A 19012-nucleotide genomic window follows, 5' to 3' on the forward strand; every position below is an offset into this window, starting at 1 on the left:
CAATTGGGGTAAAATAACCGGGTTTTCCCGCCCAAAACTGGAAGTGCGTACACCTGATGCGCTTGGAGTCCGGGCATCGGGGCCATCAAGGATGGCTCGCGCATACGCATTTCATGCGACTCGAGCGTCCGCTCGTTCGCGGGTGTACTGCGCCGCCGCCCTCCGTCACACGTCAAGCCAATATGAGTACTCAGAATCAACAGACCGTGCTGGAAGTCCACCACTGGACTGATACGTTGTTCAGCTTCAAGACCACTCGCGACGCGTCGTTCCGTTACGTCAATGGCCAGTTCACGATGATCGGGCTGGAGGTGGAGGGCAAACCGTTGCTTCGTGCCTATAGCATGGCGAGCGCGAACTACGAAGAATCGCTGGAATTCCTGAGCATCAAGGTGCAGGACGGCCCGCTGACGTCGCGCCTGCAACACCTGAAGCCGGGCGACAAGGTCATTGTCGGCCGCAAGCCGACGGGCACGCTCATCAACGACAATCTGCTGCCGGGCAAGAACCTGTATCTGCTCTCGACGGGCACGGGCCTCGCGCCGTTCATGAGCATCATCCGCGATCCGGAAGTCTACGATCGCTACGAACACATCGTTCTGGTGCACGGCTGCCGCTTCACCAGCGAGTTGGCGTATCGCGATCTGATTACGCAGCATCTGCCGGAGCATGAATATCTGGGTGAGTACATCCGCGACAAGCTGATCTACTATCCGACGGTCACGCGCGAAGAGTTCGAGAACCAGGGCCGTATCACGGAGCTGGTCGAGTCGGGCAGGATGTTCGACGCCATCGGTCTGCCGGCGTTCACGCCCGAGAACGACCGCATCATGCTGTGTGGCAGCCCGGCCATGCTCAAGGACACCCGCGAGCTGCTGGAAAAGCGCGGCTTCGTCGAAGGCCACAACCACGCGCCGGGTCACTACCTCGTCGAGCGTGCCTTCGTAGGCTAAGCCGTCGCGACACACCCCGTTGCAATACACGCCTTCGACAGCTCATGCTGTCGTCGGCGCGAAAAAAAGAAAACCGCCCGACTTCGGGCGGTTTTTTTTGCCTGGTGCCGGGCGATGCGGCTTGGGTGGGCGAGGGCTGCGAGGCAGACCCCGCCGGTCAGGCATGCGTTTGCGCTTCAGAAAGCGATCGTGGCATTGGCCAGGAATGTGCGGGTTGCGCTTGGGAAGACGTAGTAGCCCCAAGCGGCCGTCCAGTAGCGCTTGTCGAACAGGTTGTTGATGCCGGCGCGAATCGTCACGTCCTTGCCCGCGACACGCGTCTGATATTTGGCGCTCAGGTCGAACGTCGTATAGCCGGGCACTGACTGTGCGTTGGTCGCATTGACGAACATGGGCGCAACGTATTTGCCGCCGAACGCCACCGTCAACTCACGCAGGTACGATGGGTTGTATTCGACCCGCGCCGTACCGACGAACTTGGCCGTACCGTAAATCTGCCTGCCCGAAACGGTCGGGTCGTCCACATCGACGGCCTTGCTGTTCATCCACAAAATACCCCCCATGACGCGCCAGTCACGCACGGGCGACACCCATCCGCTCGCGTCGAGACCCTGATATCGCTTCGTGCCGTTCTGTACCAGATTATTGTTCGAGTCCTTGTACGCATATCCCTGACGCATCTGGAACACACCGATGTTCGCGCCCCAGGTTTTGTGATCGGTCTTGAAGCCGACCTCCCACTGCTTGCTCTTGAGCGGGCCATAGGTCGCCCCCGCGTTGGCATACGTGCTATCGGCGGACGCGCCAGGTTCCAACGATTCGACATAGCTCACGTACGCGGTCGAATTCGGGTCGGTCTTGTACATCACTGCGATGGTCGGCGAGACCGGATTCGCCGTATAACTCGTTTTCAGCGTGCCGTCGGTGTTGTAATCCGACTCACGATACTGCGTATAGCGCAGGCCGATCAACAACGATACGCGCGGCGTGAACTGCAGGGTGTCGCTCGCATACAGGGCGTTCTGCGTAATGCGGCTGAAGCGGTACAAATTCTGCGCAATCGTCACGTCCGGATTCGACAGCAGCGTGGTGCCGTAGATGTTGCCGTTGCCGAGCGCGTAGCCATCGTTCCATCCCGTGCTGTTGTCGTAGTCTTTCCACTGCACCTGATAGCTTGCACCGAAAACGAGGTCGTGCTTGATGCCCCACGTATCGACCTTGCCTTGCACCATTGCGTCGTAGTTTTGGTAGTAGTAACGCGTCAGGGCGGCGTAAATCGTATTGCTGTAGTTGCCGGCCGCGTCCGAGACGTAGAGCAAGCTGTCCGAGTTCCAGCGATTCTCCTTGGCGAAACGATATTTGAGGCTCGCTTTCCAGTCGTTCGAGATGCGGTAGTCAAGCCCGGTACCCGCCGAGAAAAACTCGGTTTCATACCAGTTCTGCGGCTGTGACAGGTTCCGCGATACCGTCTTTGCATCGGGGATGCCCGGTGTGCCGAACATCAGGCCGAAGATCGTGCCCGTCGACTTGCGGCGCTGATACATCGTGTCCGCCGACCAGGTCAGCGCAGGGGTGATGCGCCAGTCCAGTGCGAGCGACGCGCCCTTGCGGCGAACGTGTTGCGCAGCTTCAGACGAATTGCCTTCCTCGTTCACCAGGTTCAGCCGATAGCCGAACATGTTGTCCTTGCCGAAGCGCGCGCCGAAGTCGATCTTCTGCGACCAGATATTCGCTGAGGTATAGCCGACGGTTGCCGAATAATACGGGTCGTCGGTGGGCCGCTTCATCACGTAGTTGATGATGCCCCCCGGTGTGCCGAAGCCGTACATGAAGCCCGCCGCGCCCTTGAGCAATTCCACTTTTTCGAATGGCTCGAGCGCAAGGTCGGCGTCCCACACCGGAAAGCTCTGGCCGTCGACCTTGATGCCGTTGAGCATGTCGATCGGCATGCCGCGCACGCTGAACAGCGCATTTTCGCCCGTTGACGGGTTGATCACGTTGGTCACCGCCGGGTCATATCTGAAGACGTCATTGATCGATGTGGCCATCAGATCCTGTGCCTGCTCGTTGCTCACCGCGACCGTGGAGAACGGCGTGTCGACCTGCTTGCGGGTGCCGAGCGCGCCGGATGTGACGCGCTTGGTGTCCAGCGTGTCGTTGTCGCGATCTCCCGTGACCGTCGTGGTCGCCAATTGGGCTGTCGCAGAAGGCGGGGCAGCGTCGCCGGCGGAAGTCTGCGCGAACGCGCTCGACGACGTTATGGCGGCGGTCGCCGTCAGAAGCGCAAAGGCAGCATGCGCGATGGGGGTGGCCTGGCACGAATCGATGGCACATCCGCGAATGCGTGCCTGACGGGAACGGGGGTGCGACATGGGTAAAGCTCTCCCTGAGAGTGACGAAAGCACGTGTGCCGCCGCGACAAACGGGGCGCACTGTTATTGCCCCGTGCCCGAACGGGCCGAAGGGCATGAATGTTGAGGAAGCGTCAGGCGGCGTTGCGCCCGGTGTCGATGGATTCGGCGGGCGGTGGTGTCGACGGCCCTCGCGCGGCCGCTTCGGGGGGCGGTGCGCAGTGCGGCAGTGGCCGTGCCCAAACGCTGTTCGGATCGCCGCGACGGGCGCGGCGCCAGGTTGCGCGGGCAAACAGCGCAAAAATCAAGGTGCCAGCGAGCGCAACGAGGTCAACGCCGGCGAGCACCCCGTCGCCCGCCGCCATCGAGCGCACGAGATTGTCCGAAGTGAATACGGCATCGACGGTGGGAATGGCGAAGCAAGCGAGCGCCGTGGCAGTCAGCAGACCTGTCGCCGCCACTGCGGGCGCAGTGACGGCGGCGAAGAGCACCGAGACGGCGAGCGTGCCGACGAAAATCGACAGCGCCGTCAGGCTTGGTGCGACGATGGCGCCGACAAAGGCCACGGCGATGCCGAGGCACGTCCCGAGAAACACGCCGGCAGTGGCCCGCGCCATCCAGCGCAGATGGGCGGGCTGAAGGGCCGAGGTGCGCTTGCGGCGCGATTCGAGCCAGAGCAGATTGCCGCTATAGACGAGTACTGCCCCCATCAGGCCAAGCACGAAGTACAGCCAGCGCATGGCATCGCCCGCGAAGTTGCCGAAGTGCGCGCCGTAAATCATGCTCATCACAGCATGGTTGGTGTCGCGCGCCCCCGGGCTGTGCTGGCCGACGATCGCACCATCGTTCAGACGCACGGCCACCGCCGAGAAGACGCCCAGCGAGTCGTTGGCTTCGCCGTATACTTCGGCCACCGCATCCGGCTTGCCGTAGCGGGTCCACGCGACGGCCGTCGTCTCCAGACCGGGCGCCGCATGCTCGGCGCGGGCGAGCAACGCCTTCAGATCGAGGGGCTTGCCGTCGACCGGCGCGATCGTTGCCGGCACCGAGCCCGTTATTTGCGGAATCTGCGGCATCAACCGGTTTTCGAACGTCACGACGTTGAACGCCATCATCAGCGGCAGGCTCAGGCACAACAGCGCGCCGGTGAGGGCGAAGAGGATGTGAAACGGCAAACTCAGCACGCCGATGGCATTGTGCGCGTCCTGCCAGAAGCGCTTGAGGTTGCGTCCTGGGCGAAGCGCAAAGATGTCGCGCGTCACGCGCGGCAAATGCACGATGACGCCAGAGATGAGCGCCATGCCATAGAACAGCGACACCACCCCCATCAAATACAGTCCGTACGTCGGGATCGACAACGAGTAGTGCAGCGCATTGATAGTGCTCGACAGACCGGGTCTTGCGCCGCCGATCGCGAGCGACGGTGCGGTGCCGTCGGCGCTTAGACGCAAACGCGCCTGCATCCATGTGCCGTCGGCGGCTTGCCAGTACGCGAACGGCGTGGGCGAGTGATTGGGCAACACCACGCCCATTTGTTCTCGCGCGGCCGGGAATTGCGTGCGAACCATGTCCGCGAGTTGCTCCGTCTGGGCGAGCGAGAGCGGCGCATGACGCGTCGCCGGCTGCTCCCAGCGCTCGATCTCGTGATGAAAGACGGTCAGGGCGCCGCCGAGCATGGCGACGAACAGGGCGAAGCCGGCGACGATGCCGGCCCACGTGTGAACACTCAGGTATTGACGCAGGGTTTGCGCGCGCATTGGACGATCCTTACCAGACGGCGCGCGCCAGCAGCAGCGCGGCCCAGGCGACGAGCGTGGTGGCGCCGAGGCCGACCCACGCGCGCGTGGCAGTGCGGCTCGCGTAGACCACGGCGAACAGGCCGAGCCACAGGAGCGGGAAGAGGGCGATGACAGGGATGACGGCGGATTGCCAACCGGCGGGTGTGAGGTAAGCCAGGGTGGCGCACAGTGCCATCGCTGCGAAGAAGCCGAGCACCAGGCCCGCGAAGGTTCTACTCCACATGCGGGCCTCCACGCAGCCAGTGCCAGCCGCCAGTCGCGTAAGGCCAGGCGAGCAGACCGAACGAGAGCGAAACGAAGGCCGCCGCGATACCGGCCGACGCGCCAGCGGCCAGGCACCAGCACCCGAGGCAGGCGCAGGCGGCAACGAGTGCTATCGCGCGCGCGGGTTGCGCAGGCAGCCGCTGGGCGCGCACACGCTGATGCGCCGAAGTGAGATAGCAGGCACCGCCTGCCAGCCATGCCAGTGCAATGGCCAATGCAATCAACATGCTCGGGAATCGCTGAAAAAGTAAGGCCCCGCAAGCGAAAACGCCGCCCCTTGGGCGACGCGACTGACGAGGCAGATCCACAAACGGTCCTGGTTGAGCGCTACGGCGCTCACATCACATATTCAAATGCAAACGTTAACGAAAACGATTCGCATTTATATCACGATTCGGAAGAATCCCGAAATAGTTCGTTCGGAACCCGATGCGTGCCTGGACAAAGGGGGATGTCACACCAGGCACGCGGGAGGGCAAGCAAGCGGGCAGGTCGCCGCACGTAGCGTGTGCAGACGTCACTTGGGTCGTGGGGGAGCCGGTCGGCGAGGGCAGGTCGCCCTGGCACGACGCAGGACGTCAGGGTCGCGCGTCAGCCAAGGTCAAAAGGTTTATGAAGAATAGGGTTCATGAAGAATAGGCAAGTGAGTGCATAATTGAATCCTGCCGCCATCGTGATTTTGTCGAGATTTTGGCCGATAAGCTGCTGTAATTCATCATTTTTGGTGTATTTTCAATTTTTACGCATAAATTTATTTATGCATCGAATGGCATATAGGGTGAGTCAATGAAGCGAATCTCGATTGCCCCGCAGCTCCGATTTCGCCATCACGGCGACGATCTGCCGCTCGACAAAGTGCTGTCGCTGCTCACGCAAGTGCAGGTGCACGGCAACTTGCAGGCCGCCAGTCAGGCGCTGGGACAGTCTTACCGGGGGGCATGGGGGCATGTGAAGGAAGTCGAGTCGCTCGTGGGGGCACCCTTGCTGACGATGGCGCGAGGACGCGGTGCAGCGCTCACGCCGCTCGCGCAGCGTCTGTTATGGGGGCAAAAGCGCTTGCAGGCGAGGCTGGGGCCGTTGTTGGAAACCATGGCGTCGGAGTTGCAGACCGAACTCGACGATCTGCTGCTGCAGGGCAGCGATCAGTTGCGGCTTTTTGCCAGTCACGGGCTGGCGGTGGCGGCGCTGGTCGATTTCGCCGGGCGTGCCGGCCTGCCCATCGAGGTGAGCTATCGGGGTGGTATCGAAGCGATTGCCGCGCTCGCGAAGCACGAGTGCGAGGTGGCGAGTTTTCACGTACCGATCGGGGCGCTCGCGGAACCCGTACTCGCGCACTACGGGCCCTTGCTCAAAGGGAAGTCGTATCGGGTGGCGGATGTGGCCTCTCGCCGGCTCGGGCTGATCGTTGCGCGCGGCAACCCCCTCGGCATTCACGCGCTGGCCGACTTGCCGCGTACCGGCGCGCGGTTCGCGAACCGGGAGCGCGGGTCGGGCACGCGCATCATCTTCGATCTGCTGCTTGCGCGTGACGGGATCGATCCGTGCGCCATCGCAGGCGCGGAAAACATCGAGTTCACGCATGCCGCCGTGGCCGCCTACATTGCCAGCGGCCGGGCCGACGCCGGACTCGCCATCGAAGCGGCAGCGAACCAGTTTGGCCTCGACTTTCTGCCGATCCTCACCGAGCGCTACTGCCTCATGTTCCCGGAGGCCGCCAGCGACTCCCCCCATCTGCAGGGGTTGCTGAAGATTCTGCAGAGCGCCGAGTATCGGCAAGCCGTACATGCCATCCCCGGCTACAGCGAGGCCGCGACCGGTCATGTCACGCCGCTGGCTGAAGCGTTTCCTCCTCTGGGTTGATGCTTCATATGTCGTTTCTTGCATATGATGTGCACATGAAATTGCGCGATCGAATGCCCAGCCGATACGGCTTGCGTCCATGTGGCATGTTGCCATGCAGCGAAAGCCAGAAAGGCGACCATCGGTGTTTCCACGAGGCTTGTTGGGTGGCCGTGTTTGGACTAATGTCCTAAGTGCCTAGCCCCCAGAAATGCGTTGCGATCATATGCAATAAAAAACATATGAAGCGCCGTTTCGCCCCAGGAGACATTCGAGATGGTGCCCACCCCGCATGCGACGCTCGCGCCGCTGCTGGCTCGCCACAGTGGTCGTGCGCACGAGCTTTTGCCGCTGCTGCATGCCTTGCAGGACGCCGACGGCTACGTCGACCCGGCCCATGTGCCGGCCATCGCCACAGCCCTGAATCTATCTCGCGCCGAAGTGCACGGCGTGATCACTTTCTATCACCACTTTCGCAGCGCGCCGCCGCCGCCCACCGTGGTCCAGGTCTGCCGCGCGGAGGCCTGTCGCAGTCGAGGGGGTGAAGCGCTCGTCGCGCATATCGAAGCCTGCACGGGGGCGCATATCGACGGCGCATCGTGCGACGGCGTCGGCGTCGAGTCGGTTTACTGCCTCGGTCAGTGTGCGTTGTCCCCGGCCCTGACGATCAATGGCGAATTGCACGCGCGCATGAGTGCGACGCGGTTCGACGTGGCGCTGGCATCGGCGGTGATACGCACGGAGGGTGGTCATGGCTGAGTTTTCGCAGCGCGGTCCGTACCGTCTTTATATCCCGCGCGATTCGGCGGCGCTCGCCTTGGGCGCAGATCGGCTCGCGGCCGCCGTGGCGAGCGAAGCCACCCGGCGAGGCATTGCCGTCGAGATCGTTCGCAACGGCTCGCGCGGACTGTTCTGGCTGGAGCCGCTCGTCGAAGTGGCGACACCGGCCGGACGCGTCGGGTACAGCAATGTGCAGGCCTCCCAGGTTGGCGCGCTGTTCGATAGCGGCTGGCCTGCGTGCGCCACCGAAGACGCCTCGCGTGAGTTCGGCACCGACAACCCCGATGGCAGTTGGGAGGCCCTCATGCCCGCATGCGTCGGGCGGGTCGATGCGATTCCTTATCTGGCGCGGCAACAACGTCTGACGTTCGCGCGTGTGGGCTTGACCGACCCCCTCGACCCGGCGGACTACGAAGCGCATGGCGGCCTGGCGGGACTGCGGGCGTGTCTGGCGCTCGATGCCGAGGCCGCGTGCCAGACAGTGCTTGACTCGGGGCTGCGTGGGCGCGGTGGTGCCGCGTTTCCTGCGGGGATCAAATGGCGTACCGTCAGCCGTGCGGCGTCGGCCTGCAAATACGTCGTTTGCAATGCGGACGAGGGCGATTCCGGTACGTTTGCCGACCGGCTCATCATGGAGAGCGACCCGTTCGTTCTCATCGAAGGGATGATTATCGCGGTGCTCGCCGTCGGGGCAAGCGAAGGCATCGTCTACGTGCGCAGTGAATATCCCCACGCCATTGCGACGCTTGAGGCCGCCATTCTCGTTGCGCGCCGGCAAGGCTGGCTGGGCGCCGATGTGCTCGGCTCGGGCCGCGCTTGCGAGTTGCGTGTCGCCAAGGCAGCCGGCGCTTATATCTGTGGCGAGGAAACGGCATTGCTCGAGAGCCTGGAGGGCAAGCGCGGCGTGGTGCGCGCGAAGCCGCCGATTCCCGCGCTGGCCGGACTCTTCGGCGAGCCGACGCTCATCCACAACGTGATTACGCTCGCGAGCGTGCCGTTCATCTTTGCGCACGGCGCGCCCGCCTATCGTGCGTTCGGCATGGGCCGCTCGCAGGGCACGTTGCCGGTGCAACTCGCGGGCAATGTGCGGCGCGGAGGGCTTGTGGAGCTGGCGTTCGGCGTCACGCTGCGCACACTGCTCGACGACTTTGGCGGTGGCACGGCCAGTGGGCGGCCCGCCAAGGCCATTCAGGTCGGCGGCCCGCTTGGTGCCTATCTACCGAATGCGCAGTGGGACGTGCCGATGGATTACGAGGCGTATGCCGCGCTGGGGGCCGTTGTCGGCCATGGTGGCGTGGTCGTCCACGACGACACGGCAGACCTCGCGGCGCTGGCGAGCTACGCCATGCAATTCTGCGCGCACGAGTCGTGCGGCAAATGCACGCCGTGCCGTATCGGCGCGACGCGCGGTGTCGAAGTGATCGAGCGGATCCGGCGCGGGGATACGTCTTCGCGACAAGTGCAACTGCTGCACGATCTCTGCGACACGATGGTGGCGGGGTCGCTGTGCGCGATGGGCGGCATGACGCCATTTCCGGTGCGCTCCGCGCTCGAACATTTCCCGGCAGACTTCGGTCTGCCCGATGGCGCCGGGTGCGCCGAAGCCGCCTGACGCGCCAGCGCCAGACAGGGAGGAGAACACATGAACCATCTGAACGCGCAAGTCACGCCGGGCCACGACCCGGACATGGGCACGCCGCTGCGTGAGAGCGAAGTGGACGTTACGCTCGAGATCGACGGTCAGGCCGTGACGGTGCCGGCCGGCACGTCGATCATGCGCGCCGCAGCAGGCACCGACGTCAACATCCCCAAGCTTTGCGCGACGGATTCGCTCGAGCCCTTCGGGTCGTGCCGCCTGTGCCTCGTCGAGATCGAGGGGCGGCGCGGGTATCCCGCGTCGTGTACGACCCCCGTCGAGCCGGGCATGAAGGTGCGCACGCAGTCCCCCAGGCTGCAAGACCTGCGGCGCAACGTGATGGAGCTCTACATCTCCGATCACCCGCTCGACTGCCTGACCTGCGCCGCCAACGGCGATTGCGAATTGCAGGACATGGCGGGCGTGACCGGGCTGCGTGAGGTGCGATACGGTTTCGACGGCGATAACCACATCCAGAGCGCAAAGGACGAGTCGAACCCGTACTTCACGTACGACCCGTCGAAATGCATCGTCTGCAACCGCTGTGTGCGGGCGTGCGAGGAGACGCAGGGCACGTTTGCACTGACGATCTCCGGGCGTGGCTTCGAGGCGCGGGTGTCGGCCGGGCAGGACCAGCCGTTCATGGACTCGGAGTGCGTGTCGTGCGGCGCGTGCGTGTCGGCCTGTCCGACCGCAACGCTCCAGGAAAAGACCGTGATCGCACTCGGGCAGCCCGAACATGCGGTGGTGACGACGTGCGCGTACTGCGGTGTTGGCTGCGCCTTCAAGGCGGAGATGAAGGGCGGCGAAGTCGTGCGCATGACGCCCTACAAGGAGGGCGGTGCGAACGAAGGCCACGCGTGCGTGAAAGGGCGCTTCGCCTGGGGATACGCCACGCACAAGGACCGCATCACCCGGCCGATGATCCGCCGCAAGATCACCGATCCGTGGCGCGAAGTATCCTGGGACGAGGCGCTGGACTACGCGGCGTCCGAGTTCCGGCGCATTCAGTCGAAGTACGGTCGCGACGCCATCGGCGGGATCACGTCCTCGCGTTGCACGAACGAAGAGACGTATCTCGTGCAGAAGCTCGTGCGCGCCGCGTTCGGCAACAACAACGTCGACACCTGTGCGCGCGTGTGCCATTCGCCCACCGGCTATGGACTGAAGCAGACCCTCGGCGAGTCTGCCGGCACGCAGACGTTCAAATCGATCGAGCATGCCGACGTCATTCTCGTGATGGGCGCCAATCCGACGGATGGGCATCCGGTGTTCGCTTCGCGGCTCAAGCGCCGGGTGCGCGAAGGGGCGAACCTGATCGTGATCGATCCGCGTCGCATCGATATCGTGGACGGGCCGCATGTGAAGGCGGCGTATCACCTGGCGTTGCGTCCCGGGACCAATGTGGCGATGGTCAACGCTTTTGCGCACGTGATCGTGACCGAGGGGCTGCTGGCCGAAGATTTTATCGCCGGGCGCTGCGAAGACCGCGCGTTCGCACAATGGCGCGACTTCGCGGCGCTGCCGGAGAACTCGCCCGAAGCCGTGTCCGTCGTCACCGGCGTGGCCGCGGAGCTGATTCGCGGCGCAGCCCGGCTGTACGCCACAGGCGGGAATGCAGCGATCTATTACGGACTGGGGGTGACGGAGCACGCGCAAGGCTCGACCGCCGTCATGGGTATTGCGAACCTGGCGATGGCCACCGGCAACGTCGGGCGCGAGGGCGTGGGCGTGAACCCGCTGCGTGGTCAGAACAACGTACAGGGATCGTGCGATATGGGGTCGTTCCCCCATGAGTTGCCCGGTTACCGGCATGTCTCCGATACGTTGGTCCGCGAGGAGTTCGAAGCGGCGTGGGGTGTCGCGCTGCAAGCCGAACCGGGTCTGCGAATTCCGAACATGTTCGATGCCGCGATCCACGGCACTTTCAAGGGCCTGTACTGCCAGGGCGAGGACATCGTGCAGTCCGACCCGAATACACAGCACGTTGCTGCGGCGATGGAGGCGATGGAGTGCATCGTCGTGCAGGACATCTTCCTGAACGAAACTGCGAAATACGCCCATGTGCTGTTGCCCGGCACGACGTTTCTCGAAAAGGACGGTACGTTCACGAACGCGGAGCGGCGCATCTCGCGCGTGCGTCGTGTGATGCCGCCGCTGCCGGGCATGGCGGACTGGGAGGTGACGATCGCTCTTGCGAAGCGCCTCGGTTACGAGATGCCGTACACGCATCCGTCGCAGATCATGGACGAGATCGCCCGGCTGACCCCGACGTTCCGTGGCGTGAGCTACGCGCGACTCGACGAGGCCGGCAGTCTGCAATGGCCGTGCAACGACGCGGCGCCGGACGGTACACCGATCATGCACGTGGGCGCGTTCGTGCGCGGCAAGGGGCGCTTCATCATCACGAAATACGTGCCTACCGACGAGAAGGTCACGCCGCGCTATCCCCTGCTGCTCACCACGGGGCGCATTCTCTCGCAATACAATGTCGGAGCGCAGACGCGTCGTACGCACAACGTTGACTGGCACGATGAAGACCGGCTCGAAATCCACCCTCACGATGCGCAGGAGCGTGGCATCAAGGACAGCGATTGGGTCGGCATTCGCAGTCGGGCGGGCGAGACGGTACTTCGCGCGATGCTCAGCGAGCGCATGCAGCCGGGGGTGGTGTACACGACGTTCCATTTCCCGGAGTCGGGGGCGAACGTGATCACGACCGACAACTCCGACTGGGCGACCAATTGTCCCGAGTACAAGGTGACCGCAGTCCAGGTGTTGCCGGTGGTGCAGCCCTCGGCATGGCAGGCGAAATATTCGACATTCAACCGCGAGCAGCTCGACCTGCTCGATGCGGCCCGCCATCCTCACGAGCCGGTTTCGGCGAAGTAGCGGTGAGATCGGCGAATTGACCAGGAGTCAGCGTTTGACGATGTCCAACCCTTTACGTGACCGAGGCGGCCGGCAGCCCGTCCGCGAATTGCCTCGCGATGACATGGACATGGCGCAGCACCATGTCGGCGCCAGCGAAGGCAGTGGCGACGGCGATACAGTCGCGTCGGCCTGTGACGTGGCGCCGCGTGTGATCGACCCGGACAGCCTGACGCCGAGCGCCGCGTTCGACGTGCGGCGCTTCCGTCATGGGGCGTGGCACCAGGCGCGCGACGATCTGGCCGAAGAAGTGCCCGTCGCGCTGGAGTTCAATGGCATCTCCCATGTGGTGATGCTCGCGACGCCGGCCGATATCGAGGACTTTGCGTTGGGTTTCGCGATGTCCGAGGGCATTCTCAACGACCGGCGCGAATGCTATGGCGTGGATGTGACGGCAACCGTGCAGGGCATTACGGTGCATCTCGAGATCTCGTCGCGCGCATTTGCCGGACTCAAGGAACGTCGCCGTAACCTCACCGGGCGCACCGGCTGCGGGCTATGCGGCACGGAGAGTCTCGATCAGGTCTTGCGTGCGCTGCCTGCGGCCGGGGAGCCGCTGCGCGTGTCTCACGCCGCGCTGGCATCGGCCTATGCCGGGCTGGCGCGGCATCAGCCGCTGAACGGGGTGACGGGGGCCGTCCACGGTGCCGCCTGGTGCTCGGTGCAGGGCGAGATCCTGTGCATGCGTGAGGACGTGGGCCGGCACAACGCGCTCGACAAGCTGATTGGCGCCTTGGCGCGCGACGCACGGCCCTTCGACTGCGGCTTTGTCCTCATGACAAGCCGTGCAAGCGTCGAAATCGTGCAGAAGGCTGCGCAGGTCGGCATTCCGATGGTCGCGGCCGTCTCGGCGGCGACGGCCTTGGCGGTGCGTACGGCGGCCGATGCGGGCGTCGCGCTGGTGGGGTTCGTGCGCGGTGAACAATGCGTCATCTACACCGGCGGGGCGGCGCTCGACGACAGCGCCCGACCGCAATGAAGGAGCGGAAGACTTTCGATGGACGGTAATAACCTCGTACGCATGGCCAATCACATCGCAGACTTCTTCGACTCGATGCCCGATCGCGATGAGGCGCTGACGGAATTCGCCGCGCATCTGCGCAAGTTCTGGGACCCGCGCATGCGCGCACAGATTCTGGCAATGGCGCACACGCCTGCCGCCGCCGAGCTGCACGCGCTGGTGCGCGAGGCGCTGGTGCGTCATGGTGAATCGCTGGCACCGGCAAGCTGACGCCCATCCGATGTGTCCATACGTTGCTCGCGGTATAGTGGGGGTGTCGGTCGCGCACTGGCGCGACCTCACCTGCGGAGGCCTTGATGAGCGACACCCCTACGCGCAAGCCCGGCCCACAACCTCTACCGGAGGAAGATCAGGTAGAGCGCGACCTCGACGAAGGACTCGATGAGACGTTTCCGGCGAGTGACCCCGTCTCCATCGGGATTGACAAGCCGAAGCACGTCCCTGCGTCGAAATCTGCCGAGACGAAGCGTCTCGACGAAGGGCTGACGGAAACGTTTCCCGCCAGCGACCCCGTGTCCATCGATACTCGGAAGACACCAAAACGTTGACGCGTTCGATGCGTTTGCGGTGGGTTTGCGCCCCAATGCCGGCGGATTGTGCCCCAATGCAAGTATGTTTGGCGCACAGCCCCGTCTGGCGGGGGACTTGGGCGAAAATAAATCTCCGGCCCGGCGCGGGTTTGCCGCCCGGGCGGGGCGAATTCGTGGCAAAATTCGGCGCCTGACCCTCTTAGGCTGGGACTGTAGGAAATCAATGGCGGCAGGTACGTTAAAAAAAGTTCGGCGCTACGCGCTGGAAACCATCGATGTGATGGGACAGAGCGGGTTGGGCGTGGTCGAGCGCCCGGATGGGCGTTTCGTCATGTATCCGGAGTACTGGACACAGACGCAGGCGCTCAGCCAGAAAATGCGCACGCTTTACCGCCGTAATTGCCAGTTGGAGTATCAATTGGCGAGGCTCACGCGTGAGCTCGATCGTCTGCGCAGTGTGGTCGATACGCCGCGTCCTGCGGGAAATCCGCAAGCATCGTTGCCCGGCACCGACGTACCGCAACCCGAATCCGCGCTCGGCCCCCCGTCGGCCGCCGACCTGCCGCCCCGACGACGCAAGCGCGCCGCCTGAGCGGTTCGCCGCGACCGCGATGTCCCGATCGATGTCGCGCCCGTCCTCCCGATTCATGCAGTTACTCCAGTTATTCCAGTTACTCCGGTTACGTTAGCGAATCTCCCTCAACGTCCAGTTCTCTTGCTGCTTCGCCGACCCCTATGGCGCTTACCCCATCGCAACTCGAAACCTTCCGTAACGACGGTTATCTGATTCTTCCGCGCTATGTGGCGCCGACTGACTGTGAGGCGATGCTGGCCGAAGCGCGAGCGCAGTTGGCGGCGGCCACGTCGCCACTCGAGTTCGAGGCCGATGTCGGCTATGCCGGGGCGCCGGCATCGCGCGAAGCCGAAGGGGGGCAGACCGTGCGTCGGTTGCTCAAGGCGTACGACCGTGGCGAGGCGCTACGTCGATGGGCAACGCGCCGCGATCTGGTCGAGTCGCTCGCGCAGATCTTCGGCGAGGACGTCGTGCTCACGCTGGCCCATCACAATTGCGTGATGACCAAGCATCCGCATTTCGGCACGGCCACCGGTTGGCATCGCGATATCCGGTATTGGTCGTTCCCGCAGAATTCGCTCGTGTCCGTGTGGCTGGCGCTCGGGCCGGAAACCCGCGATAACGGTGCGCTTCGGTTCATCCCGGGCTCGCATCGCGAGCAACTCAAGCCCCACCAGCTCGATTCGCTCGACTTTCTGCGCCCCGATGAACCCGACAACCAGGCGCTCGTCGCGCGCGGTCGGCAAGTGGAACTGGCGCAGGGCGACGTCGTGCTCTTTCATAGCGGCCTGTTCCACGCCGCAGGGCGGAACGAGGGCGATACCACGAAATTCTCGGTTGTGTTTGCGTATCGCGGGGAACATAACCCGCCCACGCCGGGCACACGCTCGGCATCTGCCGGCGAAGTCGCGCTTGGCCATTGACGCTTCAGGCGCCGGGCGTCCCTAGCGCCGGCGCCGCCCACCATTTTGGGTTCTTTCCTAAATGGTTGGGCACCTTTTCCCGCGTAGACTCTCCGGCCGCCCTTGTGGTGTCGTGCGCCGGCGCATATGAGTGAAAACGCCCGGAGGGCGACACCGTGCTGCGCCAGTAATCTGCCTGACGCCATTCCATGACAAGTGTCGTGTCGCTCCCGTGAAAACGTTCAGCGGAGCGTGTACGACCGTTTCCGGAGGAAACACGTGTCCCATTTGCCCGTTACACCTGCGGCACCCCCCGCTGCCGCGACATCCGTGGCACCTGACGCCCGCGCTACCTGGGGATCGCGGCTGGGCTTCGTGCTCGCGGCTGCCGGTTCTGCGGTAGGCCTCGGCGCAGTATGGAAATTTCCGTATGTGGTGGGCGAGCATGGAGGCGGCGCGTTTCTCCTGATGTATCTGGGCTGTGTGCTGACGCTTGGCGTGGCGCTGTTGCTTGCCGAGATGACCATCGGCCGGTTGACGGGCAAGTCGGCGACGACTGCGCTGCGCGAGTTGGGCGGACGCGGCTGGGCATGGGTCGGACGCATCGCCACGTTCAATGCATTCGCGATTCTGTCGTTTTACGTGGTGGTCGGCGGCTGGACGGTGGCGTACTTGATGCGCGCGATGACCGGTACGGTATTGGCCAACGACACGGAACGTCTGGTCAGTGAGTTCTCGGCGTTCATTGCGGACCCGGTGGCATCGCTTGCCAGCATGGCGGCCTTTCTCGGAATGACAACCGTGATCGTGGCCGCCGGCGTGCAAAAAGGCATCGAGCGCGCAGGCAAGTGGCTCATGCCCGCGCTGTTCGTGTTGATGCTGCTGGTGATCGCGCGCGCGCTCACGTTGCCGGGCGCAATGGCTGGCGTTGCGTGGTTCCTGACGCCCGACTTCTCCGTCATTTCCGGGAGCACGCTCCTCGAGGCGTTGGGGTTGGCATTCTTCTCGTTGTCGCTCGGCGCGGGCATGATCGTCGTGTATGGCTCATACCTGCCCAAAGACGCGCGACTGGCAGGCTCTGCGGTCTGGGTTGCGACGCTCGCCACGCTGGCCTGCTTCCTCGCCGGGCTGATGATTTTGCCCGCCGTTTTTGCATTTGGTGTCGCACCCAACGCGGGCCCGGGCCTCACCTTCATTACGATGCCCGCGATTTTCGCGCAGATGCCCTTCGGTCATTTGGTGGCGATTGCGTTCTTTCTGCTGCTCCTGTTTGCGGCGCTGACGTCTGCCGTCTCGCTGTTCGAGCCGGTCACGGCATTTCTCATCGACGAATACCAGTGGCGTCGTGGGCCGGCGGTGGTCGCCGTGATGGTGGCCACGTTTGTCTTCGGCGCGCCGGCAGCGTTGTCCTTTGGCGTGTGGTCGAACGTGCGCATTTTCAACCGCACGATTTTCGACCTGATGGACTACGCGACCGTCAATTTGCTGATGCCGGCAGGGGGCTTATGCGTGGCGTTCTTCGTGGGTGCGCGTATCTGGCCGAAGGCGCGTACCGTACTCGATGGCACGCGCGCGCAGTGGTTCGCACCGGTGTGGCGAGTGTTGCTGCTGGTGCTCACGCCCATCGCCATCGTCGGCGTGTGGTATCAGAGCCTTTGAAGCCCAGGCCGGGGCAGGACAGGGCAGGGCAGGCGGGCGCGTGCGCCCGTCCGAACCGATCTCGATGCTCCCGAATCACGCGACGGGCGTTCGCATCGTGACCCACTCCTCGGCGGCGGTCGGATGGACCGCGAGGGTGCGGTCGAAGTCGGCCTTCGTGGCCCCCATCGACAACGCCACGCCCAGCAACTGCACTTGCTCGCCCGCGTGATCGCCCACCATGTGGGCACCGACGATCTTGTCGGTGGCGCCGTCGACGATCAGCTTCATCAAGATCTTCTCCTGACGGCCCGAGAGCGTCGCCTTGAGCGGGCGGAAAGACGCCTTATACACCTTGATCTGTGGATAAAGCGTGCGTGCCTCGTGCTCGGTCAATCCGACCACGCCGATCTCCGGCGTACTGAACACGGCGGTCGGAATCAGCTTGTGGTCCACGCGCGTCGTACGCTCTCCGAACACCGTATCGGCAAACGCCTGGCCTTCGCGAATCGCCATCGGCGTCAGATTGACGCGGTCGGTGACGTCGCCCACGGCAAAGATCGACGGCACGTTGGTGCGCGAGAATTCGTCGACAATCACCGCGCCCTTGTCGTCCAGGGCCACGCCGCTCGCGGCAAGGCCGAGGCCTTGGGTGTACGGCACGCGTCCGGCCGCACTCAGCAGGGCATCGGCGTCGTGCGTGCTGCCGTCCGACAGCGTGATACGCAAACGCCCCTGCGCCTTGTCCGCATGCGTGACGGTGCGCTCGAGCAGGATGTCGATGCCGCGTTCGCGATACGCAGCCTCGAGCGCGGTGCGTACCTCTTCGTCAAAGCCGCGCAACAGATGCGGGCCGCGATGCACGACCGTGACTTTCGAGCCGAGTCCGGCGAACACGCCGGCGAACTCCAGCGCGATGTAGCCGCCGCCGATGATCGTGATGCGCTCGGGGAGCGATGCAAGATGAAACACCTCGTTCGACGAGATGGCATGCTCGCGCCCGATGAAATGCGGTTGGTCCGCCGGTTTGCCGCCCGTAGCGATCAGAATATGGCGGGCCGTGATGCGCTCCCCGGTCGCCGGCAGCACAACCGTGTGCGGACCTTCGACCACCGCGCGTGCCTCGATGAGCTCGGCGCCGGCGCGTTCCAGATTGGTCCGATAGATGCCTTCGAGCCGGGCGATTTCACTGTCCTTGCGCGCGATCAGCGTGTTCCAGTCGAACTTGGGGGCCTGCACTTGCCAGCCAAAACCGGCGGCGTCCTCGAACTCATCGGCGAAGCGGCTCGCGTAGACGAGCAGCTTCTTCGGCACGCAACCGCGAATGACGCAGGTACCGCCGACGCGATATTCCTCCGCGACTTTCACGCGAGCACCATACTGCGCCGCAACGCGCGCTGCGCGCACACCGCCGGAACCGGCACCGATCACGAAAAGATCTACATCGAACTGGGGCATTGCTGACTCCTCTAGGTCATGCGGCACGTCGAACTGACGACGGGCTTCGAATCGCGTCACGACGGCCATCGCGTCTGGCGTTGAGCGATTGTGCCAGAGACCCGCCCGGAACGTCTGCGAGGCGCTCGTGCTTTCGGCGTCGTCCGAGTCTCGATTCGGAGCACAGCGCACAGCCGGCCCGTCATCAGGATGGGCCGACGTTTCGGAAATGAAACACTTTTCGAGGGGGCGTCGCAGCGCGGCGCGAGAGGTTGGGGCGGAAGTGCATAGGAATCAATAGGTTGTTCCTAGTGGTCCGAAAGTTGCTGAGAGGTTGTCAAGACAGGCGGGATTCAC

General features: G+C 64.0%; 16 protein-coding genes. 11 read left to right on the top strand and 5 right to left on the bottom strand.

The genetic code is table 11. The features are described from left to right. Nucleotides 1–182 precede the first annotated feature (182 nt). Nucleotides 183–953, top strand: coding sequence for a ferredoxin--NADP reductase (locus tag ACE3UG_RS14135; RefSeq protein WP_374624880.1), 771 nt, complete (start codon nt 183–185; stop codon nt 951–953). 176 nt (nt 954–1129) lie between these two features. Here the strand turns inward: ACE3UG_RS14135 and ACE3UG_RS14140 are convergent, their stop codons facing one another. From ACE3UG_RS14140 to ACE3UG_RS14155, 4 genes are all read right to left on the bottom strand, one after another. Next, on the bottom strand, nt 1130–3325 hold the full coding sequence (locus ACE3UG_RS14140; protein ID WP_374624882.1) for a TonB-dependent siderophore receptor: 2196 nt from the start codon (nt 3323–3325) through the stop codon (nt 1130–1132). 113 nt (nt 3326–3438) lie between these two features. Further along, nucleotides 3439–5061, bottom strand: a complete 1623-nt coding sequence (locus ACE3UG_RS14145; protein WP_374624884.1) for a PepSY-associated TM helix domain-containing protein — start codon at nt 5059–5061, stop codon at nt 3439–3441. Nucleotides 5062–5071: 10 nt separating this feature from the next. Beyond that, nucleotides 5072–5326, bottom strand: coding sequence for a hypothetical protein (locus tag ACE3UG_RS14150; protein WP_374624886.1), 255 nt, complete (start codon nt 5324–5326; stop codon nt 5072–5074). Continuing rightward, nucleotides 5316–5594: a hypothetical protein gene (locus ACE3UG_RS14155; protein ID WP_374624888.1), complete on the bottom strand. Its 279-nt coding sequence runs from the start codon at nt 5592–5594 to the stop codon at nt 5316–5318. The genes ACE3UG_RS14150 and ACE3UG_RS14155 overlap by 11 nt, the downstream gene beginning before the upstream one ends. 559 nt (nt 5595–6153) lie before the next feature. Between ACE3UG_RS14155 and ACE3UG_RS14160 the strand changes: the two genes are divergently transcribed. The 10 genes from ACE3UG_RS14160 (at nt 6154) to ACE3UG_RS14205 (ending at nt 17239) form a co-directional block, all read left to right on the top strand. Next, nucleotides 6154–7227 (top strand): substrate-binding domain-containing protein, encoded by a 1074-nt coding sequence (locus ACE3UG_RS14160; protein ID WP_374624890.1) that lies wholly within the window; start codon nt 6154–6156, stop codon nt 7225–7227. A 255-nt stretch (nt 7228–7482) separates the two neighbouring features. Then, a complete protein-coding gene (locus ACE3UG_RS14165; RefSeq protein ID WP_374624892.1) occupies nt 7483–7965 on the top strand; it encodes an NAD(P)H-dependent oxidoreductase subunit E in 483 nt (160 codons plus the stop codon). After that, the gene (locus ACE3UG_RS14170; RefSeq protein WP_374624894.1) at nt 7958–9598 is read left to right on the top strand and encodes a formate dehydrogenase beta subunit; all 1641 of its coding nucleotides are present in this window, start codon (nt 7958–7960) and stop codon (nt 9596–9598) included. The genes ACE3UG_RS14165 and ACE3UG_RS14170 overlap by 8 nt, the downstream gene beginning before the upstream one ends. Nucleotides 9599–9628: 30 nt before the next feature. After that, complete coding sequence (fdhF, locus tag ACE3UG_RS14175) at nt 9629–12514, top strand: formate dehydrogenase subunit alpha (protein ID WP_374624896.1); 2886 nt, start codon at nt 9629–9631, stop codon at nt 12512–12514. 109 nt (nt 12515–12623) lie between these two features. Next, nucleotides 12624–13532, top strand: coding sequence for a formate dehydrogenase accessory sulfurtransferase FdhD (gene fdhD / locus ACE3UG_RS14180; protein ID WP_374624898.1), 909 nt, complete (start codon nt 12624–12626; stop codon nt 13530–13532). Nucleotides 13533–13550: 18 nt separating this feature from the next. Continuing rightward, on the top strand, nt 13551–13784 hold the full coding sequence (locus ACE3UG_RS14185) for a formate dehydrogenase subunit delta (RefSeq protein WP_374624900.1): 234 nt from the start codon (nt 13551–13553) through the stop codon (nt 13782–13784). A gap of 86 nt (nt 13785–13870) precedes the next feature. Continuing rightward, complete coding sequence (locus ACE3UG_RS14190; protein ID WP_374624902.1) at nt 13871–14122, top strand: hypothetical protein; 252 nt, start codon at nt 13871–13873, stop codon at nt 14120–14122. Between the two features lie 205 nt (nt 14123–14327). Next, complete coding sequence (locus ACE3UG_RS14195) at nt 14328–14696, top strand: hypothetical protein (protein WP_374624904.1); 369 nt, start codon at nt 14328–14330, stop codon at nt 14694–14696. 143 nt (nt 14697–14839) lie between these two features. Next, entirely contained in the window at nt 14840–15601 is a 762-nt protein-coding gene (locus tag ACE3UG_RS14200; protein ID WP_374624906.1) for a phytanoyl-CoA dioxygenase family protein, read from the top strand. A gap of 309 nt (nt 15602–15910) precedes the next feature. Beyond that, on the top strand, nt 15911–17239 hold the full coding sequence (locus tag ACE3UG_RS14205) for a sodium-dependent transporter (RefSeq protein WP_374624908.1): 1329 nt from the start codon (nt 15911–15913) through the stop codon (nt 17237–17239). 75 nt (nt 17240–17314) lie between these two features. Here the strand turns inward: ACE3UG_RS14205 and gor are convergent, their stop codons facing one another. After that, nucleotides 17315–18676, bottom strand: coding sequence for a glutathione-disulfide reductase (gene gor, locus ACE3UG_RS14210; protein WP_374624910.1), 1362 nt, complete (start codon nt 18674–18676; stop codon nt 17315–17317). Nucleotides 18677–19012 lie beyond the last annotated feature (336 nt).

The sequence above is a fragment of the Pandoraea sp. genome (assembly GCF_041919235.1).
In the GTDB taxonomy this organism is placed as follows: Bacteria; Pseudomonadota; Gammaproteobacteria; order Burkholderiales; family Burkholderiaceae; genus Pandoraea.